Origin of the sequence: Pseudomonas morbosilactucae (assembly GCF_023241665.1) — a bacterium.
GTDB classification, from domain to species: domain Bacteria; phylum Pseudomonadota; class Gammaproteobacteria; order Pseudomonadales; family Pseudomonadaceae; genus Aquipseudomonas; species Aquipseudomonas morbosilactucae.
Genome location: NZ_JALQCX010000018.1, coordinates 115666 through 137965 on the forward strand (window position 1 = coordinate 115666; position 22300 = coordinate 137965).

Consider the following 22300-nt stretch of genomic DNA (forward strand, 5'->3'; position numbering starts at 1 on the left):
GTTGTGCTCCTGATCTGTATTGGGACTGGAGATTCGCAGAGGCGGCATTGTAACAGCAGCTTTCGACAGACGCTTAGGCTGAATTATCGGAGATAAAGATCGATAAGTTTGATCAAGGGGTCAACACCGCTCGCCCGGATTCAAAGGGATAAGGCTGCTTCCAATGCTGGAAAATCGGCCGCAGGTGGCCGTTTTTGACCAACTCTTCCATGCGTCGATCAAACACCGCGAGCAAGGCGCGACCACGCTCGTTGTCGGTAAAGCCCAGGTACAGCGGCAATTCGGCCAGATGGCTGAGCCGGAAGCGCGAAGGGTCTTCAGCCTGGCCGAGCACGTAATTCACCTCGGTCAAGGCATCGATGTAGTAGTCGGCGCGGTTGTACATCAGCATCGGCAGAATGCCGATACGCCGGCGAATCTCATTGAAGCGCCGGACATTGGGCAAGTAATCCTGATACTTGTAGCCGCGCACCCAGACCAGCCGGTAAGCACCGAGGTTGTCCTGGGTCAGGGGCGGATTGCTCGCCAGCCCCAGGGAGTAGATATGGTCGGTGTCGTAATTCCAGCGAGGGTAAAGCAGGCCCACCGACTCGCCACGATAAGCCCCGACCTGGGCATCCACCTCGGCCCGCTGCACCAGCCCCACCGAGCGGGTGTAGGGCACGCTGCGGATGTCCAGCTTGATCCCTTGCGGCTCGAACACTTCCCGCAGGATGTCCCACGCCAGGCCCTGGCCGTTGGCTTCGGTGTAGTCGTCCCATTCCTCACTGGCCAGGCGAATGGGCCCGAGCGACGCCGGTGACTCGCCAGCCCAGGCCACGCTATACCCGCAGAAACAGAGCAACAGCACCAGAGCGCGGCTGAACCCCATGTTCAATCCCTCAGGTAAAACACCACACCAGCCCCTGCATCGCCAACCAGGCAAACACCCCGGCCAGCACATCATCGAGCATGATGCCGACACCGCCGTGCACATGCCGGTCGATCCAGCGGATTGGCCAGGGCTTGAGAATGTCGAAGAAGCGGAACATCAGGAACCCGGCGAGCAACCAGTACCAGCCTTCCGGCACCAGCCAGAGGGTGATCCACATACCGACCATTTCATCCCAGACGATGCCTTCGTGGTCATGGACCCGCAGGTCATTGGCCACCTTGCCGCACAGCCAGAAGCCGAACAGCATGGTGATGCCAAGCATCAGCCAGTAGCCCCAATCCGGCAGCATCTGCCACAACGGAATAAAGGGTAGTGCAACCAGCGACCCCCAGGTGCCCGGCGCCTTGGGCAAGGTGCCGGAGCCAAAGCCGAAGGCCAGGAAATGCCAGGGATTACGCCAGACCGACGGCGGCACGAACTCAGCCGGAACCTGTTTGGGATGATCTGTCACGGTGTCTCCCGAAAATGTTGATAGCCCCGCAGACTCGGGGTGATGTCTTGCCCACTGGCGTCCAGCAGCGTCACGCCCTCCCCGCTGACCACCCGCCCCACCACATGCACCGGCCAGCCTTCGGCCAGCAAGGGCGCCAATTCGGCAGGTGGCAGGGTGAAGGCCAGCACGTAGTCGTCACCGCCGCTCAAGGCCGCGACCCGTGCTCCCGCCTCGCCGAGAAAGCTCACCAGCGCCGGGGACATCGGCAAGCGCTGGCTGTCGATCTGCAGACCCACGGCCGAGGCTTTGGCGATGTGCCCACAATCGGCCAGCAAGCCATCGGAGATATCCAGGGCCGAAGTGGCCTTGCCCCGCAGTGCCTGCCCCAGGCCAAGCTGGGGTTGGGGCGACCAGTAATGAGCCAGCAGCGGCTCAGCGACCGCCGGCTCGGCGCTGCGTTGCCCCAGCACCAGCGGCAGGGCGCCCGCGCCGTTGCCCAGCTCACCGCCGACACAGAGCAAATCCCCCGGCCGGGCACCGCTGCGGACCAGGGCCTGGCCAACCGGCACCCGACCCAACACGGTCAGGGTCAAGGCCAGGGGGCCGCGCGTGGTATCGCCGCCAATCAAACGCACGCCGCAATCTTGCGCCATGGTATTCAAACCACGGGCAAAGGCTTGCAGCCAATCGGCGTCCACCGTCGGCAAGGTCAGGGCAAGGGTAAAGGCCAGCGGGGCGGCGCCCATGGCGGCCAGATCACTGACGGCCACCGCCAGAGAGCGTTGACCTAAAAGAAAGGGCTCGCAGGGATCGGCGAAGTGCACACCGCTCACCAGGGTGTCGGTGGAAATCGCCAACTGCTCGCCAGGGGGGACTGCCAGCAAGGCGCAATCGTCGCCAATCCCCAGGGCAACACCCTCGCCGGCCTGCGCACAAGGCGCGGCAGCGAAGAAGTTACGGATCAGCTCAAACTCGCCCATGGCAGCCACAAGCGCGAATCAGCGCTTGAACGCCTTCACTTCAGCTTCACGCAGACGTGGGGCCAGCTTGTCGAGTACGCCGTTGACGAACTTGTGACCGTCGGTGGAACCGAAGACCTTGGCCAGTTCGATACCTTCGTTGATCACAACGCGGTACGGCACGTCGACGCGCTTGAGCAGTTCCCAGGTGGACAAGCGCAACACCGCCAGCTCAACCGGGTCCAGCTCATCGATGGTGATGTCCAGGCAAGGCGTGAGAGCGCTGTCGATCTCGTCTTTGCTGGCCGGAACCCCGTGCAGGATTTCACGGAAGTAGGCACCGTCGATGTCGGTGAAATCGTTGTCGACCCGGAACTGCGCTTCAATCTCGTTCAGCGAATGCTTGGCCATGTGCCATTGGTACAGCGCCTGAGTCGCGAGCTGACGGGCTTCGCGGCGCTTGGCGCTCTTGGATGGCTTGCCAGCGTCCGCAGGTTTCGGATCGCGCGGGTTGAAACGATCGCTATCGTCGCTAATCACTTGGCCTCCAACTGCGCCAGCAGACTGACCATTTCCAGGGCGGACAAGGCAGCTTCAGCGCCTTTGTTGCCGGCCTTGGTGCCGGAACGCTCGATGGCTTGCTCGATCGAGTCAACGGTCAGCACGCCGAAGGCCACGGGCACGCCGAATTCCATGGACACCTGGGCCAAGCCCTTGGTGCATTCGCCAGCCACGTATTCGAAGTGCGGGGTGCCGCCGCGAATCACTGCGCCCAGGGCGATGATCGCTGCGTATTCACCCTTCTGTGCAACTTTCTGCGCGACCAGGGGAATCTCGAAGGCGCCAGGTGCGCGGATGAGGGTGATATCGCTTTCGCTCACGCCGTGGCGAACCAGGGCGTCAACCGCGCCGCTGACCAGGCTTTCGACGACGAAGCTGTTGAAGCGGCCGACCACCAGGGCATAGCGGCCTTTGGGGGCGATGAAGGTACCTTCGATGGTCTTCAGGGTCATTCGACAAATCTCTTAAAGAGCCGGGACGCGTTCAGTACGCGCCCCTCAGTGATGTTTTAACCGCGAACAAGAGGCCTTTGGCGGGCGGCTTTTATTCGGAGGGCACGTATTCTACAACTTCCAGGTCGAAACCGGATATCGCATTAAATTTCATTGGCGCACTCATCAAGCGCATTTTGCGCACGCCCAGGTCCCGCAGGATCTGCGAACCGGCACCGACGATGCTGTAGGTGGTCGGGGTCTTGGCCGGTGCGTGATCGGCACTTTCGCGAATATGCGCCAGGACCACGTCGCCATCCAGGGGGTGGCCGAGCAACAGCACCACACCGCTGCCGGCCTCGGCCACTGCGGACATGGCGGCCCGCAGGCTCCAGCGCCCCGGTTGCTTGACCATCAGCAGGTCGCGCAGCGGGTCCATGTTGTGCACCCGGACCAGGGTCGGCTGTTCGGCACAGATTTCGCCCAGGGTGAGGGCCATGTGCACGTCGCCTTCCACCGAATCACGATAGGTCACCAGGTTGAACTGGCCCAATTCGCTGTCCAGAGGCTGCTCGGAGATCCGCTGAACGGTACGTTCGTGGATCATCCGGTAGTGAATCAAGTCGGCAATGGTGCCGATTTTGATGTCATGTTCGGCAGCGAAGGCTTCCAGCTCGGCGCGACGGGACATGGTGCCGTCGTCGTTCATCACCTCGCAGATCACACCGCTCGGGTCGAACCCGGCCATGCGCGCCAGGTCGCACGCGGCTTCGGTGTGGCCGGCACGGGCCAAAGTACCGCCAGGCTGGGCCATCAACGGGAAGATGTGGCCGGGGCTGACGATGTCATCGGCCTTGGCGTCCTTGGCAACCGCCGCTTGTACAGTGCGCGCGCGGTCAGCGGCGGAGATGCCGGTGGTCACGCCTTCAGTGGCTTCAATGGACACGGTGAACTTGGTGCCGAAACCCGAGCCGTTGCGCGGAGCCATCAGCGGCAGCTTGAGCAGCTCGCAGCGCTCGCGGGTGATCGGCATGCAGATCAGGCCGCGGGCGTGCTTGGCCATGAAGTTGATGTGTTCGGCCTTGCAGCACTCGGCGGCCATGATGATGTCGCCTTCGTTCTCGCGATCTTCGTCATCCATAAGGATGACCATCTTGCCTTGGCGGATGTCTTCAACCAGTTCTTCGATGCTATTGAGCGCCACGCGGCACCCCCTTGAGTCAGGATTTGAGGTAGCCGTTGGCGGCCAGAAAACTTTCGGTGATGCCGCCGCTGGAAGGCTCTGCTGCCTTGTCGCCGAGCAGCAGGCGCTCCAGATAACGCGCCAGCAGGTCGACTTCGAGGTTCACCTGCCGGCCCGGACGGTAGTCGTCCATGATGGTTTCGGCCAGGGTGTGCGGAACGATGGTCAGTTCGAATTCGGCGCCATTGACCGCGTTGACCGTCAGGCTAGTGCCGTCGACGGTGATCGAGCCTTTGTGGGCGATGTACTTGGCCAGCTCCTTGGGGGCACGGATGCGGAACTGAATGGCCCGGGCATTTTCTTCCCGCGCCACCACTTCACCGACGCCATCGACGTGCCCGCTGACCAGGTGACCGCCCAGGCGGGTGGTCGGGGTCAAAGCTTTTTCCAGGTTGACCCGGCTGCCGCTTTTCAATTGATGGAAGGCGGTGCAGTCCAGGGTCTCGCGGCTGACGTCGGCCCAGAAACCGTCACCGGGCAACTCGACCGCGGTCAGGCAAACGCCGTTCACCGCGATGCTGTCGCCCAGTTTTACGTCGGCCAGGTCAAGCTTGCCGGTTTCTACATAGACCCGCACATCTCCGCCTTTAGGGGTCAATGCACGGATGCTGCCGATGGATTCGATAATGCCGGTGAACATGGAGTCCTCCTCGAGAACAGGGCCTTGTCGGCGCGAAAGCTGGGAATTATACGCTCGCTGATGGCACAGGAATGGCGGTGACTCGCCAGTCATCGCCCACAGCGCGCATTTCAATGATTTTCAGCACCGGCGCATCCGCCATCTGTGCCAGCGGCCAGTCCAGCAGCGGTCGGGCCGAAGAGCCGAGGAACTTGCCGGCCACAAAGATCTGGTACTCATCCACCAGGCCTTGTTGCGCGAAGGCACCCGCCAGGCGCGGGCCGGCCTCCACCAGAACGTCGTTGACCCCACGCCCCGCCAGCTCAAGCAGCAGGCGACGCAGATCAACCATTCCGTCCGCCCCGGGAACGATCAGGCACTCAGGGCCATTGGCGTATTGCTCCTCCACGGCTGCGCAGGTGGCAACCAGGGCCGGCCCGGCCTTGAAGAACGGCGCGTCCAGAGGCACCCGCAGACGGCCGTCGATCAGCACGCGCAAGGGTGGGCGACTCAGGGCCAGGGCGGTCTGTTCCTCGTCCAGGCCCAATTCCTGCGCGCGCACCGTGAGCCGGGCGGCATCGGCCAGCACCGTGTCGGCGCCGGTCAGCACCACGCTGGCCTGGGCCCGCAAGCGCTGCACCGCAGAACGTGCGGCCGGGCCGGTGATCCACTGGCTTTCGCCACTGGCCATGGCGGTGCGCCCGTCCAGGCTCATGGCCAACTTGACCCGCACATAAGGCAGGCCGTGCTCCATACGCTTGAGAAACCCCTGATTCAGCGCCCGTGCTTCGCCTTCGAGCACGCCGCTGCCAATCTCGATACCGGCCTGGGCCAGGCGTTGCAGGCCACGGCCAGCCACTTCCGGGTTGGGGTCTTGCATGGCTGCGACCACCCGCCCCACGCCGGCATTCACCAGGGCGTCGGCGCACGGCGGGGTACGACCGTGATGGCTGCAGGGCTCGAGGGTCACGTAGGCGGTGGCACCGCGGGCCAGCTCGCCGGCCGCACGCAAGGCGTGGACCTCAGCGTGGGGCTCGCCGGCGCGCACATGCCAACCTTCGCCAACCACCTGGCCGTCACGCACGATCACGCAGCCGACACGTGGGTTGGGATGGGTGCTGTACCAACCCTTGCGGGCCAGTTCCAGGGCTCGGGCCATGTAATGGGCGTCGAGGACGGACTGCTCAGGCGTGGGCGTCATTCTTTAACCGGCTCGCGGGCGAGACGGTCGATCTCTTCGCGGAATTCATTGAGGTCCTGGAAGCGGCGATAGACCGAGGCGAAACGGATATAGGCCACTTCATCGAGCTTTTGCAGCTCGCCCATGACCAGTTCGCCCACCACCAGGGACTTGACCTCGCGCTCGCCGGTGGCTCGCAGCTTGTGCTTGATATGCACCAAAGCAGCTTCCAGACGCTCGACACTCACCGGGCGTTTTTCCAGGGCGCGCTGCATGCCGGCGCGGAGTTTTTCTTCGTCGAAGGGCTGGCGGCTACCGTCAGTCTTGATCAGGCGCGGCAACACCAGTTCAGCGGTTTCGAACGTGGTGAAACGCTCACCACAGGCCAGGCATTCACGCCGGCGGCGGACTTGCTCGCCTTCGGCGACCAGTCGCGAGTCGATGACCTTGGTGTCGTTGGCACCGCAGAAGGGACAGTGCATGGTGGCAGGCAACAAAAAAAGGGAGGGCCATGGTAGCGCATCCCACTGGCAAGACAAGCCATAGCCTTTACGGTATACAGACCGACTATTATGTTTCGCACACGAAATTTCGCTTTGCTGGAGCTTCAGATGCCCCTACGACCGCTCGTTTTGCTCAGCCTCGTCAGCCTGCTGGTCGCCTGTAGCAGCAACCCTCCGTCTACCCCGGCACAGGCTCCCAGCCCCCAGCAATCGGTCAAAAAACCTCAGGCGCCCGCCGAATTGGGGCCGTTGCCGGCCTATCAACGCGAGCTCAGCGGCGCCTTGGAAGGCATCCCGGCCGGTGCCGAAGTTGAACTGGCGCTGCTGGTGATCGACGAGCGCGGGCGCCCACAACGCTTGCTGGCCAACAGTAATTTGACCGGCAATAACCAGGCCCTGCCGTTTCGCCTGCGCTTCGACCCCGAGGCATTTCCGGCCGGGGCGCGGGTTGAACTGCGTGGGCGCGCCAGCCAGTCCGGGCAACTGATTCTGCACCTGCCGGCCGTGCGCATCGACCAGGCCACCACCCAAGCCCTGGGCTCGCTGCAGTTTGTCAAAGCCCCATGAAGGCGCCGCTCGACCTGCAAGATGCCTTGAGTGAGCTGCTGGGCGACGCCCAACTGGTGCCCAGCGAGCTGCCGGACACCCCGCTGAAACTCTGGCTGATCGACGCCGACAACATGGACCGTGCCTTCACTCCGGAAGAAACCCGGCGCATCCTCCATGAGCCACCCTACTGGTGCTTCTGCTGGGCCAGCGGCCTGGCCCTGGCCCGCTACCTGGCCGAACGTCCCCATTGGGTGGCCGGCAAGCGGGTGCTGGACTTCGGTGCCGGCTCCGGGGTGGCTGCCATTGCTGCGGCCAAGGCCGGGGCCCTGGAAGTGGTGGCCTGCGATCTTGACCCGCTGGCCATCGCGGCTTGCCGGGCCAATGCCGAACTCAACGGGGTGGAACTGAACTACTCCACGGACTTCTTCGCGGAGGCCGATCGCTTTGATCTGATCCTGGTGGCGGACGTGCTCTATGACCGCGCCAACCTGCCGCTGCTGGACCAGTTCCTCAGTCGCGGGCAGCAAGCCCTGGTGGCGGATTCCCGGGTCAGGGATTTCCAGCACCCGCTGTATCAGCGCCTGGAAAGCCTCAACGCCCTGACCCTGCCGGACCTGGCCGAGCCCTGGGAATTTCGCAACGTGAGCCTGTACCACGCACAACGGCCATTTGCCGCTGCGCTGGCGCCTACAGGCGATGGCGATCTATCCCGCGCAACTTTATAGTGGCTCCATTCCCGCTTATTCGAGAGACCCCATGAGTCAGGACACGCCGTACATCTTCGACGCCAGCACCGCCGACTTCGATCAGTCGGTGATCGAAAACTCCTTCCACAAACCGGTCCTGGTGGATTTCTGGGCCGAGTGGTGCGCACCCTGCAAAGCGCTGATGCCGATGCTGCAACAGATTGCCGAGAGCTATCAGGGCGAGTTGCTGCTGGCCAAGGTCAACTGCGACATCGAGCAAGACATCGTCGCCCGCTTCGGCATTCGCAGCCTGCCGACCGTGGTGCTGTTCAAGGACGGCCAACCGGTGGACGGCTTTGCCGGCGCGCAACCGGAATCCGCAGTGCGGGCCATGCTCGAACCTCACGTACAGATGCCACCACCGGCCGCGGCCGATCCCTTGGAGCAGGCTGAGGCGCTGTTCGCCGAAGGGCGGATTGCCGAAGCTGAAGCCACGTTGAAAGTCCTGCTGGGGGAAGACAACAGCAACGCCAAGGCGCTGATTCTGTACGCCCGCTGCCTGGCCGAACGTGGTGAGCTGGGGGAAGCCCAGACCGTGCTGGATGCGGTCAAGAGTGACGAACACAAGGCTGCCTTGGCCGGCGCCAAGGCCCAGATTACCTTCCTCAAGCAAGCGGCCGACCTGCCGGATGCCGCGGACCTCAAGGCGCGCCTGGCCAAGGACCCGCTCGACGACGAAGCGGCCTACCAGCTGTCGATCCAGCAACTGGCCCGCCAGCAGTACGAAGCGGCGCTGGAAGCCCTGCTTAAACTGTTCATGCGCAACCGCAGCTATAACGAAGGCATCGCCCACAAGACCTTGCTGCAAGTCTTCGACCTGCTGGGCAACGATCACCCGCTGGTCACCGCCTACCGCCGCAAACTGTTCGCCGCCCTGTACTGATCCTTGTACGCCTGCGCTGGCCCATGCAGGAGCTGGCTTGCCAGCGAATGCGTTTTGCCAGGTAAGGTGCCTTCGCCAGCAAGCTGGCTCCTACAGGATCACTGCACCCAGCTGTAGAGCGGCGTATCGGCGCCGCTCACCACCTTGACCTCAGCGCAGTGACGCAAACGCACCAACAAACGCTTACCGGCACCGGCGCTGCCGGTCAGGCCCTCCAGTTGCTCCAGCAAGTCCGGGCCGCTGAGTTGTCCGGCCTGGCGCAGCAGGTCCTTGGCGGTCTGCCACACAGCATCATCCTGACTCACGGGCCTGGCCACCGGCGCCGCAGCCATTTCCGGCGTACTCGCCTGCAACTGCGCGCCCAGTTGCGCCCACTCCCCGGCATCCAGCTCCAGGGTCAAGTCCACCGGCCAATCGCCGATGCTTCCACGAATCCTCACCATTGCCCTGCTCCCGGTTATTTCTGTCGGGCATGCTCCCACGCGTCTTGCGTAACGCCAAGCGGGCGGTCAAACTCTGCGCCTTATTGTTATAAGATCACATAACATTATTTTCATCTTCCTCCTGGAGACACGCTATGCGCCGCCTGCTTCTTGCCTTGCCGTTCGCCCTGTTGCCGCTGGCCATTGCCCAGGCTGCCGAAACCCATGATCACGAGCACGAACATGGTAGCCTCGGCGCCCACGAACACGGCGTCGCGCGCCTGAACGGAGCGCTGGACGGCAAGAACCTGGAACTGGAGCTGGAAAGCCCGGCCATGAACCTGGTGGGCTTCGAACACGCCGCCAGCACCGACGCCGACAAGGCCAAGGTCGCCGCCGCACGGGCCCAGCTGGAACAACCCCTGGCCCTGTTCAGCCTGCCCAAGGCCGCCGGTTGCGTCGTGGCCAAGCAGGAACTGGAAAGCCCGCTGTTCGGTGACAAGCCGGATGCCGATGACCACGATCATGATGATGACGACCACGACGAAGACGCCGACGGCCACGAGCATCACCACGAACACAGCGAGATCCACGCCCACTATCAATTCACCTGTGCCACGCCGGCCGCACTGAAGAACCTGGACTTGGGGCAAGTCTTCAAGACCTTCCCCGCCACCCAGAAAATTCAGGTACAACTGATCGGCCCGAGTGGTCAGCAAGGTGTGGAAGCGACGGCTCAATCAGCCACCGTTAAATTCTGATTAGAACCCGGCCCCTGTAGGCACTGGCTTGCCAGCGATGCAAACGCTGCGGTCTGTCACGCAAACCTTAGCGATGCAATCGCCGGCAAGCCGGCTCCTACGGGCAGCGACATCACTTTTGAAACTTCGCCAGCAGGCAATACTGATTGCACATGACCCAAGCATTGATCGAACTGTCTGACCTGGGCTTCAGTTGGCCCGAGCACCCGGAGTTGCTAGACATTCCGGCCTTTCGCCTGGAGGCGGGCGAGACGCTGTTTCTCAAAGGTCCCAGCGGCAGCGGAAAGACCACCCTGCTGGGCCTGTTGGGCGGCGTGCAAAAGCCCAACCGCGGCAGCATTCGCCTGCTGGGCCAAGAGCTGACCGAACTCGGCGCCGGCGCCCGTGATCGCTTCCGCGTCGACCACACGGGTTACATTTTCCAGCAGTTCAACTTGCTGCCGTTCCTGTCGGTGCGGGAAAACGTCGAGCTGCCTTGCCACTTCTCCAAGCTGCGCGCCGCACGGGCGATCCAGCGCCACGGCAGCGTCGACCAGGCCGCCGCGACCTTGCTGGCCCACCTGGGCCTCAAGGACCCGGACCTGCTCAGCCGTCGCGCCGACTCGCTGTCCATCGGCCAGCAGCAACGGGTCGCCGCCGCGCGGGCGTTGATCGGCCAACCGGAACTGGTGATCGCCGACGAACCGACCTCGGCCTTGGACTACGACGCCCGCGAAGCCTTCCTCCAGCTGTTGTTCGCCGAATGCCGCGAAGCCGGGGCCAGCCTGCTGTTCGTCAGCCACGACCAGAGCCTGGCACCGCTGTTCGATCGCAACCTGTCGCTCGCCGAACTCAATCGCGCCGCCACGCCCGCAGAGGTCTGAGATGTATTTGTTCCGTCTAGCCATGGCCAGCCTGGCTAACCGCCGCTTTACCGCGCTCCTCACCGCCTTCGCCATCGCCCTCTCGGTGTGCCTGCTGCTGGCCGTGGAACGGGTGCGCACTGAAGCCCGGACCAGTTTCGCCAGCACCATCAGCGGCACCGACCTGATTGTCGGTGCCCGCTCCGGCTCGGTGAACCTGCTGTTGTACTCGGTGTTCCGTATCGGCAACGCCACCAACAACATCCGCTGGGACAGCTTCGAACACTTCGCCAACAACCCGAAGGTCAAGTGGGCAATCCCCATCTCCCTCGGCGACTCCCATCGCGGCTACCGGGTGATGGGCACCACCGACGCCTACTTCGAGCACTACCAGTACGGCCGTCAGCAGAACCTGCAACTGGCGGTCGGTCGCGCCTTCGCCACGGACCCATTCGAAGTGGTACTGGGTGCTGAAGTCGCCGATGCCCTGCACTACAAGCTGGGGGACCAGTTGGTGCTGGCCCACGGCGTGGCCGCCATCAGCCTGGTCAAGCACGATGACAAGCCGTTCACCGTGGTCGGCATCCTCAAGCGCACCGGCACCCCGGTGGACCGTACGCTGCACATCAGCCTGGGCGGCATGGAAGCGATCCACATCGACTGGCACAACGGCGTGCCGGCCCGTGGCGAAGGCCGTATCAGCGCCGACCAGGCACGCAATATGGACCTCACGCCCCAGGCCATCACCGCCTTCATGCTCGGCCTGAACAGCAAGATCTCCACCTTTGCCCTGCAACGGGAGATCAACGAATTCCGCGGCGAACCGATGCTGGCCATTCTTCCGGGCGTTGCTTTGCAGGAGCTCTGGAGCCTCATGGGGACGGCGGAAAAAGCCCTGTTTGTGGTGTCGCTGTTCGTGGTCCTGACCGGCTTGATCGGCATGCTCACGGCGATCCTCACCAGCCTCAACGAGCGACGTCGGGAAATGGCCATCCTGCGCTCGGTGGGCGCCCGCCCGTGGCACATCGCGACCCTGCTGGTGCTGGAAGCCTTTGCCCTGGCGCTGTTCGGGGTGCTGGCCGGGCTTGGGTTGCTGTACCTGGGCATTGCCCTGGCCCAGGGCTACGTGCAGTCGACCTACGGCCTGTACCTGCCCCTGGCCTGGCCCAGCGAGTATGAGTGGGCACTGTTGGGCGGTATCCTGATCGCCGCCTTGCTGATGGGCAGCGTGCCGGCCTGGCGCGCCTACCGGCAATCCCTGGCCGATGGCCTGTCGATTCGCTTATGAGGAGTTTGTTGATGTCGCGGGTGTTGTTTGCGCTGTTGCTGTTGGTCGCCACGCCCTTGTGGGCAGCCGCCCCGCGAGACCTGGCCTGGTCGGAGATGATCCCTGCCGACGCCCCGCCGGAAGTGCCGAACATGCAGCCCCTGCACGACCTGTCGCAGATGAGCGATGCCCTGTCTGCCGAGTCGGCGCCAGCGGCCAAGCAGGACCTGCCCAACGCGCCAGTGGTGCAGGCACTCAACGGCCAAGCGGTACGCTTGCCGGGGTACATCGTGCCCCTGGAAGTCAGCGAAGAAGGCCGTACCACCGAGTTCCTGCTGGTGCCCTATTTCGGCGCCTGCATCCATGTGCCGCCACCGCCATCGAACCAGATCGTCCACGTCACCAGTGAAGTCGGGGTGAAGCTGGATGAGTTGTACCAACCGTACTGGATCGAAGGCGCGATGCAGGTCAAGCCATCCACCAGCGAGCTGGCAGATGCCGGGTATCAGATGGAAGCCGAGAAGATCTACGTGTACGAATTGCCGGAGTAATTACCGGCCCAAGAGAATAGTTCAACCCGCTCCCAAGGCATCACGGTTTCATTGAGCTGAGTCAAAGGCTCGTCGTTGACGATCCTTAACATTGGCCCCAGTCAATTTGAAACGTCCTTTGGAGCCTCCCATGCACAAGTCCTTGCTCAGCGCCTCCCTCGTCGCGCTCGCCCTTTCTGCCCCGATTGCCAACGCTCACGAAGCCGGCGAAATCATCGTTCGCGCCGGTGCAATCACCGTCAATCCAAAAGCCGACAGTTCCAGCGTCAAGGTCGATCGCGGCCCGGCAGCAGGTACCGACCTGGGCGGCAAGGCAACCATGAGCAGCGACACCCAACTGGGCCTGAACTTCGCCTACATGCTCACCAACCACGTGGGCATCGAACTGCTGGCGGCCTCACCGTTCGAACACGACGTGAAAATCAAAGGCACCAGCCTCGCCCCTGCCAACGGCAAGCTCGGTACCCTCAAGCACCTGCCGCCGACCCTGAGTGTGGTCTACTACCCGCTGGACAATAAGTCGACCTTCCAGCCTTACGTGGGCGCCGGCATCAACTACACCTGGATCTATGACGAGCACGTCGGCAGCGAGGCCAACGCCGCCGGCTTCGATAACTTCCGCGCCAAGAACTCCTGGGGCATGGCCTGGCAACTGGGTGCTGACTACATGCTGACCGACAAGGTCATGATCAACGCCCAGGTCCGTTATATCGACATCGACACCCGCGCCTACGTGGACAATAACAGCGTAGCGCCGGGCACCCGTGCCAAGGTCAATGTGGACGTTGATCCATGGGTCTACATGGTGGGCCTGGGCTACAAGTTCTAAGGTACCCACGCACAAAAAAGGCGCCTACACAGGCGCCTTTTTTTGTCTCGCTGAAAACCTCAGCGGCCCATCAGTCGAGCCAGTCCGACGTTCATCGGGGTCTGCTCCGGGAAGGTGAAGCGCTGCAACAACCGCTGGTTGTTGGCCCGGGAATGACGGATGTCCCCTGCCCGTGCCGGACCATAGCTGATGGGCGGCAGCGGCCCCACCACTTGCCCCAGGGCTTCAAGCATCTGCTTGAGGGTGGTGGCCTGGTTCAGGCCAACGTTGACCGCACCGATTTCCAACTGCGGCGCTTCCAGGGCCTGTACCAACACATCGACCAAATCTTCGACGTAGACGAAATCCCGGGTTTGCTCGCCATCGCCAAACACGGTGATGGGCAGGCCTTTCTGGGCCCGCTCGCTGAAAATGCTGATCACCCCGGAATAAGGCGAAGACGGGTCCTGACGCGGCCCGAAGATATTGAAGAAGCGAAAGATCGCCGGCTCCAGCCCATGCTCGCGGCGATAGAAGTCCAGGTAGTGCTCGCTCGCCAGCTTATCGACCGCGTAAGGCGTCAGCGGCGACTTGGGCGTTTCTTCATCGATCGACTCACCTTCGCCATTGTTGCCGTAGACCGCCGCGCTGGAAGCGAACAACACCCGCTTAACCCCGGCCTGGCGCATGGCTTCACAGACGTTCAGGGTGCCGATGAAATTGCTTTGATGGGTGCGCACCGGGTCGTCCACCGACGCCTGTACCGAAGCCACCGCCGCCAGATGGGCCACGCCCTGGCAGCCGGCCATGACCCGTGCCACCAGCGCGGCATCGGCGACATCGCCCTCGATCAATTCAACCCGTGGATTGTCCAGGGGCAGGTTGCCGGGCTTGCCGGTGGACAGGTCATCGAGGATGCGCACCGAGTAGCCCTTGGCGAGCAAGGCGTCGACCAGATGCGAACCGATGAAGCCGGCACCGCCGGTGATCAATACAGGGCCTTCAGCCATGACGATAAAACCTATCCAGTAAAGCCGGGAGCGCAGCGCGCCAGGCACGCGGCTTGATCCCGAAGGTGTGAAGAATTTTCTTGCAGGCCAGTACCGCGTGCTGCGGCTCTTCGGCCACGTCAGGGCTCGCAGCGTGGGCCTGGGCGGTGGGTGCTTCGATGGCCAGGGCATGCAGTTGCCGGGCTTCGGTCAGCACCGCCTGCCCCAAGGCCAGGACGGTGGTCGCCTCTTGCCCGGCGTAGTGGTAAGTGCCCCACAGCGGCGCCGCGCAGTCGAGTTGCTTGAGCACGGAAATGATCACCCGTGCGGCATCGTCCACCGGCGTCGGGTTGCCCCGCCGGTCGTCGGCCATCAGCAGTTCCCCCGGCTGTTCGGCCCGTGCCAGGAAGCGCCCGAGAATGCCGTCGGCGCTGTCGTCGAGCAACCAGCCCAGGCGCAGCAACACGTGCTGCGGGCAGGTGGCGCGCACGCTCTGCTCGATCCGCCACAGCGCCTGGCCACGCAGGCCGAGGGGAATGGGTTCGTCTTTTTCGCTGTAGGCCGTGGCCCGCGAGCCGTCGAACACCCGGTAACTGGACGGTTGCAGCAGGACGATATTGTGGTGCTGACAGAGTTCGGCCAGACGCTCCACCGCCCGTTCCTGGCCAGCCAGGCGCGCCTCGGGCACAGACTCCGCCTGGAACCAGTCGAAGTAGTAGGCAAGGTTGATCAAGGCATCCGGACGGGTGTCGTCGAGCAGTTGCGTCAGGCTCGCGGCGTCCCAGCCGTCTTGCGGCGGACGAGGGGCGAGGAAACCGATGTCTTCCTCCGCACCGAGGCGAATCAGCGCCTGCCCAAGGGCATTTCCGCCGCCCAGTAACATAAGGCGCATTCGCATAGAGTCAGCAGGCCCAATCTGTTCAGAACGATGGTTTTAAGTGGCCAAGCCTGGAGGCTCGGTCATTGAGAGTAGCCAGAATCGTTGCATTTTGCGGGTTTCCGGCGCAACCGTCACTGAGAAAGTGTTGAGGCGCCGGCCATTTGGCGCACGCCGATCCCGCCGTCTACGAATGCCGACAGGCCAGGCTTGCAACTTGGCCGGGACGGCCGCATAAATCCTCCATGAATCTTCCCCACTGCGTGGACAACGCCCTGGCCGGTTTTCACCCAGCGGTCAGCGCCTGGTTCCAGCTCGCCTTCCCCGCAGCCACCCCGGCCCAGGCCCGCGCGTGGCCGTTGATCCGCCAGCGTCGCTCCACCCTGATTGCCGCCCCCACCGGCTCCGGCAAAACCCTGACCGCCTTCCTCGCGGTGCTGGACGACTTGGTGCAACAGGGCCTGGCCCAAGGCGGCACGCTGCCGGCCCAGACCCTGGTGATCTATGTCTCACCGCTCAAGGCCTTGAGCAACGACATCCAGATCAACCTGCAAACCCCACTGGCCGGCATTACCGAACAGTTGCGCGTGCTCGGCCTGCCGGAACTGTCCATCAGCACCGCCGTACGCACCGGCGACACCGCGCAAAAAGAGCGCACGGCCATGCGCAAAAGCGCGCCGCATATTCTGGTGACCACACCGGAATCCCTCTATGTGCTGCTCGGTTCGGACTCGGGCCGCCAGATGCTGTCCACCGCCCGCACGGTAATCGTCGACGAAATCCATGCCATCGCCGCCAGCAAGCGCGGCAGCCACCTGGCCCTGAGCCTTGAACGACTGCAAGCGTTGTGTGCCGAACCGTTGCTGCGCATCGGCCTTTCGGCCACGCAAAAACCCATTGCCACCGTGGCGCGCTTCCTGGTGGGCCGGGATCGCCCTTGCGAGATTGTCGACATCGGCCATGCTCGCCCCCGGGACCTGGGAATCGAGGTGCCGCCCACACCCTTGTCGGCGGTAATGGCCAACGATGTCTGGGATCTGCTGTACGAGCGCCTGGCAGAATTGGCCCGCGAGCATCGCACGACCCTGGTCTTCGTCAACACCCGGCGCCTGGCCGAACGCCTGACCCGCCACCTCAGCGAGCGCCTGGGCCAGCAGGCCGTGGCGGCCCACCACGGCAGCCTGGCCAAGGAGCAGCGGCTAAATGCCGAGCAGCGCCTCAAGCGCGGTGAATTGCAGGTACTGGTGGCCACCGCGTCCCTGGAGCTGGGCATCGACATTGGTGAGGTCGACTTGGTCTGCCAGATCGGCTCGCCAGGTTCGATCTCGGCGTTTTTGCAGCGGGTCGGACGCTCCGGGCACCAGGTCAGGGGCACGCCCAAGGGACGCCTGTTCGCCTTGACCCGCGACGACCTGATCGAATGCGCCGCCCTGCTCGACAGCGTGCGGCGCGGCGAGCTGGACAGCCTGGTGCTGCCCATCGCGCCACTGGATGTACTGGCGCAGCAGATCATCGCTGAGGTCAGTTGCCAGGAATGGTCCGAAACGGCGCTGCTGGAGATGCTGCGCCGGGCAACGCCATACGCCAACCTCGACCCCAACCAATTCCAAGCGGTGCTGCGCCAGCTCGCCGAAGGCTACAACGGGCGCCAGGGGCTGCGCAGTGCCTACCTGCACCGCGATGCCGTGAGCGGTACCTTGCGTGGCCGGCGCGGCAGCCAACTGACAGCCCTGACCAGTGGCGGCACCATTCCCGACAACGCCGACTACGCCGTGCTGCTGGAGCCCCAGGGGCTGAACATCGGCAGCGTCAACGAAGACTTTGCAGTCGAAAGCATCGCCGGCGATGTGTTCCAGTTGGGCAACGTCTCTTACCGCATCCTGCGGGTGGAAACCGGCAAAGTGCGGGTCGAGGATGCCCAAGGCCAGCCGCCGAATATTCCGTTCTGGCTGGGCGAGGCACCGGGCCGCAGCGCCGAATTGTCCGCCGCCGTGGCCCGCCTGCTGCAGCAACTGGACGAGCGGCTCGCAGCCACCCCGGGCAACCTGCAACCCGCGCTCGACTGGCTGACCGGAGAGCTGGGCCTGGACCCCGCCAGCGCCGGGCAACTGTTGGACTACCTGGCCCGGGCGCGCCAATCCCTGGGTGCGCTGCCGTCCCAGGACTGCCTGATCATGGAGCGCTTCTTCGACGAGTCCGGCGGCACCCAACTGGTGATCCACAGCCCCTTCGGCAGCCGCATCAATCGCGCCTGGGGCCTGGCCCTGCGCAAGCGCTTCTGCCGCACCTTCAATTTCGAGTTGCAGGCCGCCGCCAGCGAAGACGCGATCGTACTGTCACTGTCCACCAGCCACAGCTTCGAACTGGCGGACGTCTGGCGCTACCTGCACAGCAACAGCGCCGAACACATCCTGATCCAGGCCCTGCTGGAAGCGCCCCTGTTTGGCGTGCGCTGGCGCTGGAATGCCGGGGTCGCCCTGGCCCTGCCGCGCTTCGTCGGCGGGCGCAAGGTGGCGCCACAGATCCAGCGGATGAAAAGTGAAGACCTGATTGCCAGCGTGTTTCCCGACCAGATCGCCTGCCTGGAAAACCTCGCCGGCGAACGCGAGATTCCCGACCACCCGCTGGTGCAGCAAACCCTCGACGACTGCCTGCACGAGGCCATGGACAGCCAAGGTTGGCTGGCCCTGCTTCGGCGCATGGAGCAAGGCCAGGTACGCCTGATCAGCCGCGACCTGCCGGCGCCCTCGCCCCTGGCGGCAGAGATTCTCAGCGCCAAGCCCTACACCTTTCTCGACGATGCCCCCCTGGAAGAACGACGTACCCAGGCGGTGCTCAGTCGCCGCTGGAGCGACCCGCAAAGCACCGACGACCTCGGCGCCCTGGACGCCGAAGCCATTGCAGCCGTGGCCCTGGAAGCCTGGCCGGCACCGGGCGGCGTGGATGAAATGCACGAAACACTGATGAACCTGGCCTGCATCAGCGACGCCGAAGCCCAGGCCAATACCCACTGGCCGGAGTGGTTGCGCGCCCTCGCCGCCAGTGGCCGGGCCAGTCGTTTGCAACGCCCCGACGGCGGCGGGTTGTGGCTGCCACTGGAACGCCTGTGCTGCCTGCAAACGCTGTATCCGCAGGCTGACCTGCAGCCGCCCCTGAGCGCCCTGCCCGGCTTCGATCAGCCCTGGACGCCGGAGGCGGCGGCAGTGGAAGTGATTCGCGCCCGGCTCAGCGGTTTTGCCCCCCTGAGCCTGACGCAGATCGCCACACCCCTGGGGTTGCCCGCCGGCCAGGTGACCCAGGCCCTGGCGCAACTGGAGCGCGAAGGCTACGTGCTGCGCGGGCGCTTCACCCCAGCAGGCACTGAAGAGCAATGGTGCGAACGCCACCTGCTGGCACGCATTCACCGCTACACGGTCAAGCGCCTGCGCCGGGAAATCGAGCCGGTGTCCTTGCAGGACTTCATGCGTTTCCTGTTCGACTGGCAGCACGTGTCCAGTCACACCCAGGGCCAGGGCAGCGCCATGCTCGGGGAGATCGTCAGCCAGTTGGAGGGTTACCCGGCGGCGGCCGGTGCCTGGGACAGCGAACTGTTGCCGGCGCGGCTCAAGGATTACTCAGGGAGCTGGCTGGATGAGCTGTGCCGCAGCGGCAAAGTGGCCTGGAGCCGCCTGAGCGCCACCCCCAAAACTGCCGGCGCGAACCTGCGTAGCACCCCCATCGTTCTGCTGCCACGCCGCCAAGTGGCGCTGTGGGGCGAACTCACCGCGCCAGGTGAAACTCGCGAGCTGTCGCCCAAGGCGCACAAAGTGCAGCAGGCCCTGAGTGAACACGGCGCCCTGTTCTTCGATGAATTGCTCCACGAAGCCCACCTGCTGCGCAGCGAGCTGGAAAGCGCCTTGCAGGAGCTGGTGGCGGCCGGCCAAGTGAATGCCGACAGTTTTGCCGGCCTGCGGGCGCTGATCACACCGGCCAGCAAACGCCAGAATCGCAGCAGCCGACGAGGCCGTGGGGCCTTTGTCGGTGGCATGGACGATGCCGGGCGCTGGGCCCTGCTGCGCCGCCCGGGCAGCCCAAAGCCCGGCGCACGTCCCGGGGCCCTGCCGGAGGCCACTCTGGAACATGTGGTCATGACCTTGCTGCGCCGATATGGCGTGCTGTTCTGGCGCTTACTGGAGCGTGAGGCGGACTGGCTGCCCAGTTGGCGCGAACTGCTGCGCACCCTGCATCGCCTGGAAGCCCGGGGCGAGATCCGTGGCGGACGCTTTGTCAGCGGCCTGGCAGGGGAACAATTTGCCCTGCCCGAAGCCATTCCCCTGTTGCGTGAAGTGCGGCGCCGCCCCCTCGATGGCAGCTTGATCGGCGTTTGCGGCGTGGACCCGCTGAACCTGGCCGGCACCTTGTTGCCTGGGCCCAAGGTCGCGGCGCTGGCCGGCAATCGGCTGGTGTATCGCGACGGCCTGCCAGCGGCCGCCGAAATCGCCGGCCAACAGCACATCTGGCTGGAGCTGGACCCGGCTGCGGCGACTCAGTTGCGCAACAAACTGACCCGCCACTGAGCCGCCCCTTCAAACGGCGGGAGGGCTGGGCAGCGCCACCGGCTGTGGATAAGTCTGGGCGAAGTGCACCTCGGGGCAGTTATCCACAAGCTTTTTCAAGCGCTGGTTGAACGCGCGGTTGACCGCGTACTGGCCACCGGAAACCGTGCGGAACTGCGCGGTCAGCACCACGCCATTGAGGTCCATCTTGTCCACGCCGAACACATCCAGCGTGCCCTGCAGGTTGTACTTCAGGAACGGATCCTCGGTGATGGAACGGCCGGCCTCGCGGATCAGTTCGATGGCCTTGTCGACATCGGTGTCGTAGGTGAACTGCACCGAGAAGAACGCATAGGCGAATTGCCGTGATTGGTTGGTCACCGCCTTGATCTGGCCAAAGGGCACCGAATGCACGAAGCCCTTGCCGTCGCGCAGGCGCAGGGTGCGAATGGTCAGGCCCTCCACCGTGCCCGCGTGCCCCGAGTCGAGCACCACCCAGTCGCCAATGGACAGGGTGTCCTCAATGATGATGAACAAGCCGGTAATCACGTCCTGCACCAGTTGTTGGGAGCCAAAGCCGATGGCCAGCCCGACCACCCCGGCCCCCGCCAGCAGCGGCCCGACATTGATCCCCAGATTGGCCATGGTGGTGATGGCGCAGATCACCACCAGGATGATTTTGATCGCGTTGCGCAGCAGCGGCAGGATGGTTTTCACCCGGGTGCTGGGCTGGCGCGCCGAGCGTTTGGTGAGCGGCGGCTTGAGGGCCTCCTGGATCGCCGTGTCGAGCACCACCCAGAGCAGCCAGGTGACCAGGAAGATCAGGCCGATGCGGCTTAACGAATCGCTGATGGCCCGGCCCACCGTGTTGCGCTGGGCGAACTCGAACAACGACAGGCCCCAGATCCGCCCCAATATTTCGATAAAGGCGATGGCCATGACAATCCGCAACAAGGCGTGCAACAGGCTCAGCAGGCGCTCCTTGTAGGCGCTGCTGTGCTGCAAGGCCCGAGCGCTGCGGGACTTGAACAGGTGCTGGAAAATCGTGCTGAGAAACACCGTGGCAATCAGCAGCACCGTGGTCAGCAGGGCGCAGCGCAGGGCCTTCTGGTTGTCTTCGCCGATCCCGATCAGGTTCACCGCGGACACCAGCACCATCAACAGAATCGGCCAGTACCAGAGCCCGGAAAAAATCCGCAGGGATTCTTGCAACGCCGGCTGCTTGAGACGCTGGGCCAGGGGGCGATTGCGAATCAGATGGGCCACCGGCCGGCGCAGACGGATCACCAGCATGGCAAAGGTCAGGGACGCCGCCAGGCCCGTGAACACCGCCACGCTGCTGGTGATATTGCCACCCAGTTGCCGGGCGATCTGCGGGCTGACCAGGGCGTCACTGAGGGCGGCAAAGAAGCCGATCAGGAACAGCGGTTTCGGGCAGTAAGCGCGGATGAGTCGCACCGCGGGACGCTTGTGCCCGCGATTGAACAGCACCACCAGGCACAACAGCACCGACGTGGAAAAAATCCCGCTGCTGGTGGCATAGGCGAAACACAGCGCCAGCGCCCGCCCTACCGAGCTGGGCACCAGGTGGCTGACATACAGGGTCAAGGGCAGGCAAATCAGTGCGGGGAGTGTGTAAGGGAGTAAATAACCGAGTACCGACTGGCTGCGTTCCCGGGCGCGCAACAGGCGTTGCTGGCCCAGGCGCCTGGCGAAGATGCCGCCCAGCAGGGTCAACACCGCAAAGGCGCCGATCCACACCCCGGATAACATCAAGAAATCCCCGGCCACGCTCCAGTTGGAGCGGTCCGTGGGGGGATTGACCAGGCGCCCGACTTCGTCCGCCGCGCGGTCGGCCCGCAGGCGCCAGGCATCGATCAGGTTTTCGTTGAGGTCGAGCTTGTCCTGGACCTCTCCAATGCTCGAACTGATGGCACCGAGCAAACCGCCCTCGACCAGCAACTCGGTTTTTTCGGCGGGCTCATCAGCCGCTGTAGCGGGGGCAGCCTCCAGCTCACTGCTGCCCATAAACAGCAGCACACCCAACAACATTGCGGTCTTGAGTTTCAGCACAACGGAAGGCTCCTTCGGCAAGGTCTGTAAGGAACTGATCGGCAAATGCCCGGCAAGTTCGCTTTGGCCTGAGCGACAAGCGTAGCGCTCCCCCTCTGAAAATCGACAGGCCGCCCATGGATCACCGTCCGTAG

Annotated in this window: 22 protein-coding genes; 9 read left to right on the top strand and 13 right to left on the bottom strand. The window is 64.0% G+C overall.

Translation table 11 applies throughout. From position 1 onward, the window contains the following. Positions 1-112 precede the first annotated feature (112 nt). From M1B35_RS11580 to nrdR, 9 genes are all read right to left on the bottom strand, one after another. Positions 113-871 (bottom strand): substrate-binding periplasmic protein, encoded by a 759-nt coding sequence (locus tag M1B35_RS11580; RefSeq protein ID WP_123334601.1) that lies wholly within the window; start codon positions 869-871, stop codon positions 113-115. Between the two features lie 10 nt (positions 872-881). Continuing rightward, a complete protein-coding gene (locus tag M1B35_RS11585; RefSeq protein WP_123334599.1) occupies positions 882-1385 on the bottom strand; it encodes a phosphatidylglycerophosphatase A family protein in 504 nt (167 codons plus the stop codon). Beyond that, positions 1382-2347 carry a thiamine-phosphate kinase gene (gene thiL / locus M1B35_RS11590; RefSeq protein ID WP_268261981.1) on the bottom strand — a complete coding sequence of 322 codons (966 nt, stop codon included), beginning with the start codon at positions 2345-2347 and terminating at the stop codon, positions 1382-1384. Before thiL ends, M1B35_RS11585 begins: the two co-directional genes overlap by 4 nt. An 18-nt stretch (positions 2348-2365) precedes the next feature. Then, a complete protein-coding gene (gene nusB, locus M1B35_RS11595; RefSeq protein ID WP_123334595.1) occupies positions 2366-2866 on the bottom strand; it encodes a transcription antitermination factor NusB in 501 nt (166 codons plus the stop codon). After that, positions 2863-3339 carry a 6,7-dimethyl-8-ribityllumazine synthase gene (ribH, locus tag M1B35_RS11600; RefSeq protein ID WP_095109665.1) on the bottom strand — a complete coding sequence of 159 codons (477 nt, stop codon included), beginning with the start codon at positions 3337-3339 and terminating at the stop codon, positions 2863-2865. The genes nusB and ribH overlap by 4 nt, the downstream gene beginning before the upstream one ends. Before the next feature lie 91 nt (positions 3340-3430). Beyond that, positions 3431-4522: a bifunctional 3,4-dihydroxy-2-butanone-4-phosphate synthase/GTP cyclohydrolase II gene (gene ribBA / locus M1B35_RS11605; RefSeq protein WP_123334593.1), complete on the bottom strand. Its 1092-nt coding sequence runs from the start codon at positions 4520-4522 to the stop codon at positions 3431-3433. A 16-nt stretch (positions 4523-4538) separates the two neighbouring features. Then, positions 4539-5201: a riboflavin synthase gene (locus M1B35_RS11610; protein ID WP_123334591.1), complete on the bottom strand. Its 663-nt coding sequence runs from the start codon at positions 5199-5201 to the stop codon at positions 4539-4541. 46 nt (positions 5202-5247) lie between these two features. Next, complete coding sequence (gene ribD / locus M1B35_RS11615) at positions 5248-6381, bottom strand: bifunctional diaminohydroxyphosphoribosylaminopyrimidine deaminase/5-amino-6-(5-phosphoribosylamino)uracil reductase RibD (RefSeq protein WP_268261982.1); 1134 nt, start codon at positions 6379-6381, stop codon at positions 5248-5250. Further along, the gene (gene nrdR / locus M1B35_RS11620; protein ID WP_185039323.1) at positions 6378-6842 is read right to left on the bottom strand and encodes a transcriptional regulator NrdR; all 465 of its coding nucleotides are present in this window, start codon (positions 6840-6842) and stop codon (positions 6378-6380) included. Before nrdR ends, ribD begins: the two co-directional genes overlap by 4 nt. A 129-nt stretch (positions 6843-6971) precedes the next feature. On the opposite strand from nrdR, the gene M1B35_RS11625 reads away from it, so the two are divergent. From M1B35_RS11625 to trxA, 3 genes are read left to right on the top strand one after another with little or no spacing between them, the layout of a single operon-like run. Continuing rightward, positions 6972-7430 carry a hypothetical protein gene (locus M1B35_RS11625; protein WP_268261983.1) on the top strand — a complete coding sequence of 153 codons (459 nt, stop codon included), beginning with the start codon at positions 6972-6974 and terminating at the stop codon, positions 7428-7430. Further along, complete coding sequence (locus tag M1B35_RS11630) at positions 7427-8137, top strand: class I SAM-dependent methyltransferase (RefSeq protein ID WP_123334583.1); 711 nt, start codon at positions 7427-7429, stop codon at positions 8135-8137. The genes M1B35_RS11625 and M1B35_RS11630 overlap by 4 nt, the downstream gene beginning before the upstream one ends. Positions 8138-8168: 31 nt before the next feature. Then, positions 8169-9041, top strand: a complete 873-nt coding sequence (gene trxA, locus M1B35_RS11635) for a thioredoxin (protein ID WP_123334581.1) — start codon at positions 8169-8171, stop codon at positions 9039-9041. Between the two features lie 98 nt (positions 9042-9139). Here the strand turns inward: trxA and M1B35_RS11640 are convergent, their stop codons facing one another. Continuing rightward, a complete protein-coding gene (locus M1B35_RS11640; RefSeq protein WP_123334578.1) occupies positions 9140-9484 on the bottom strand; it encodes a hypothetical protein in 345 nt (114 codons plus the stop codon). A gap of 134 nt (positions 9485-9618) precedes the next feature. Here M1B35_RS11640 and M1B35_RS11645 point away from each other — a divergent pair, with 134 nt between their 5' ends. The 5 genes from M1B35_RS11645 to M1B35_RS11665 all read left to right on the top strand — a co-directional run bounded on the left by M1B35_RS11645 (position 9619) and on the right by M1B35_RS11665 (position 13713). Beyond that, entirely contained in the window at positions 9619-10224 is a 606-nt protein-coding gene (locus tag M1B35_RS11645) for a DUF2796 domain-containing protein (protein ID WP_268261984.1), read from the top strand. A 152-nt stretch (positions 10225-10376) separates the two neighbouring features. Then, positions 10377-11087 (top strand): ABC transporter ATP-binding protein, encoded by a 711-nt coding sequence (locus M1B35_RS11650; RefSeq protein ID WP_123334574.1) that lies wholly within the window; start codon positions 10377-10379, stop codon positions 11085-11087. A 1-nt stretch (position 11088) separates the two neighbouring features. Beyond that, positions 11089-12354: an ABC transporter permease gene (locus M1B35_RS11655; RefSeq protein ID WP_123334572.1), complete on the top strand. Its 1266-nt coding sequence runs from the start codon at positions 11089-11091 to the stop codon at positions 12352-12354. An 11-nt stretch (positions 12355-12365) separates the two neighbouring features. Further along, positions 12366-12884 (top strand): DUF3299 domain-containing protein, encoded by a 519-nt coding sequence (locus M1B35_RS11660; RefSeq protein WP_425273404.1) that lies wholly within the window; start codon positions 12366-12368, stop codon positions 12882-12884. A 130-nt stretch (positions 12885-13014) separates the two neighbouring features. After that, positions 13015-13713, top strand: a complete 699-nt coding sequence (locus M1B35_RS11665) for an OmpW/AlkL family protein (protein WP_123334568.1) — start codon at positions 13015-13017, stop codon at positions 13711-13713. Positions 13714-13772: 59 nt separating this feature from the next. On the opposite strand, the gene M1B35_RS11670 is transcribed toward M1B35_RS11665, so the two are convergent. Together M1B35_RS11670 and M1B35_RS11675 are read right to left on the bottom strand one after the other, a co-directional pair. Continuing rightward, on the bottom strand, positions 13773-14702 hold the full coding sequence (locus tag M1B35_RS11670) for an NAD-dependent epimerase/dehydratase family protein (RefSeq protein WP_123334566.1): 930 nt from the start codon (positions 14700-14702) through the stop codon (positions 13773-13775). Then, the gene (locus M1B35_RS11675) at positions 14695-15579 is read right to left on the bottom strand and encodes a sugar nucleotide-binding protein (protein WP_123334564.1); all 885 of its coding nucleotides are present in this window, start codon (positions 15577-15579) and stop codon (positions 14695-14697) included. The genes M1B35_RS11670 and M1B35_RS11675 overlap by 8 nt, the downstream gene beginning before the upstream one ends. A gap of 224 nt (positions 15580-15803) precedes the next feature. Here M1B35_RS11675 and M1B35_RS11680 point away from each other — a divergent pair, with 224 nt between their 5' ends. Continuing rightward, positions 15804-20114, top strand: a complete 4311-nt coding sequence (locus M1B35_RS11680) for a DEAD/DEAH box helicase (RefSeq protein WP_268261985.1) — start codon at positions 15804-15806, stop codon at positions 20112-20114. A gap of 9 nt (positions 20115-20123) precedes the next feature. Here M1B35_RS11680 and M1B35_RS11685 read toward each other — a convergent pair whose 3' ends face one another. After that, positions 20124-22166 carry a mechanosensitive ion channel family protein gene (locus M1B35_RS11685; RefSeq protein WP_123334560.1) on the bottom strand — a complete coding sequence of 681 codons (2043 nt, stop codon included), beginning with the start codon at positions 22164-22166 and terminating at the stop codon, positions 20124-20126. Positions 22167-22300: the final 134 nt, after the last annotated feature.

Excerpts from the sequence above, each read along its gene's own strand:
- ribH (WP_095109665.1), bottom strand. The coding sequence starts at position 3,339 with ATGACCCTGAAGACCATCGAAGGTACCTTCATCGCCCCCAAAGGCCGC.
- M1B35_RS11675 (WP_123334564.1), bottom strand. The coding sequence starts at position 15,579 with ATGCGAATGCGCCTTATGTTACTGGGCGGCGGAAATGCCCTTGGGCAG.
- M1B35_RS11625 (WP_268261983.1), top strand. The coding sequence starts at position 6,972 with ATGCCCCTACGACCGCTCGTTTTGCTCAGCCTCGTCAGCCTGCTGGTC.
- M1B35_RS11655 (WP_123334572.1), top strand. The coding sequence starts at position 11,089 with ATGTATTTGTTCCGTCTAGCCATGGCCAGCCTGGCTAACCGCCGCTTT.
- M1B35_RS11610 (WP_123334591.1), bottom strand. The coding sequence starts at position 5,201 with ATGTTCACCGGCATTATCGAATCCATCGGCAGCATCCGTGCATTGACC.
- M1B35_RS11650 (WP_123334574.1), top strand. The coding sequence starts at position 10,377 with ATGACCCAAGCATTGATCGAACTGTCTGACCTGGGCTTCAGTTGGCCC.
- M1B35_RS11670 (WP_123334566.1), bottom strand. The coding sequence starts at position 14,702 with ATGGCTGAAGGCCCTGTATTGATCACCGGCGGTGCCGGCTTCATCGGT.
- ribD (WP_268261982.1), bottom strand. The coding sequence starts at position 6,381 with ATGACGCCCACGCCTGAGCAGTCCGTCCTCGACGCCCATTACATGGCC.
- M1B35_RS11630 (WP_123334583.1), top strand. The coding sequence starts at position 7,427 with ATGAAGGCGCCGCTCGACCTGCAAGATGCCTTGAGTGAGCTGCTGGGC.
- M1B35_RS11645 (WP_268261984.1), top strand. The coding sequence starts at position 9,619 with ATGCGCCGCCTGCTTCTTGCCTTGCCGTTCGCCCTGTTGCCGCTGGCC.
- M1B35_RS11660 (WP_425273404.1), top strand. The coding sequence starts at position 12,366 with ATGTCGCGGGTGTTGTTTGCGCTGTTGCTGTTGGTCGCCACGCCCTTG.
- trxA (WP_123334581.1), top strand. The coding sequence starts at position 8,169 with ATGAGTCAGGACACGCCGTACATCTTCGACGCCAGCACCGCCGACTTC.
- thiL (WP_268261981.1), bottom strand. The coding sequence starts at position 2,347 with ATGGGCGAGTTTGAGCTGATCCGTAACTTCTTCGCTGCCGCGCCTTGT.
- M1B35_RS11680 (WP_268261985.1), top strand. The coding sequence starts at position 15,804 with ATGAATCTTCCCCACTGCGTGGACAACGCCCTGGCCGGTTTTCACCCA.
- nrdR (WP_185039323.1), bottom strand. The coding sequence starts at position 6,842 with ATGCACTGTCCCTTCTGCGGTGCCAACGACACCAAGGTCATCGACTCG.
- M1B35_RS11665 (WP_123334568.1), top strand. The coding sequence starts at position 13,015 with ATGCACAAGTCCTTGCTCAGCGCCTCCCTCGTCGCGCTCGCCCTTTCT.
- M1B35_RS11640 (WP_123334578.1), bottom strand. The coding sequence starts at position 9,484 with ATGGTGAGGATTCGTGGAAGCATCGGCGATTGGCCGGTGGACTTGACC.
- M1B35_RS11580 (WP_123334601.1), bottom strand. The coding sequence starts at position 871 with ATGGGGTTCAGCCGCGCTCTGGTGCTGTTGCTCTGTTTCTGCGGGTAT.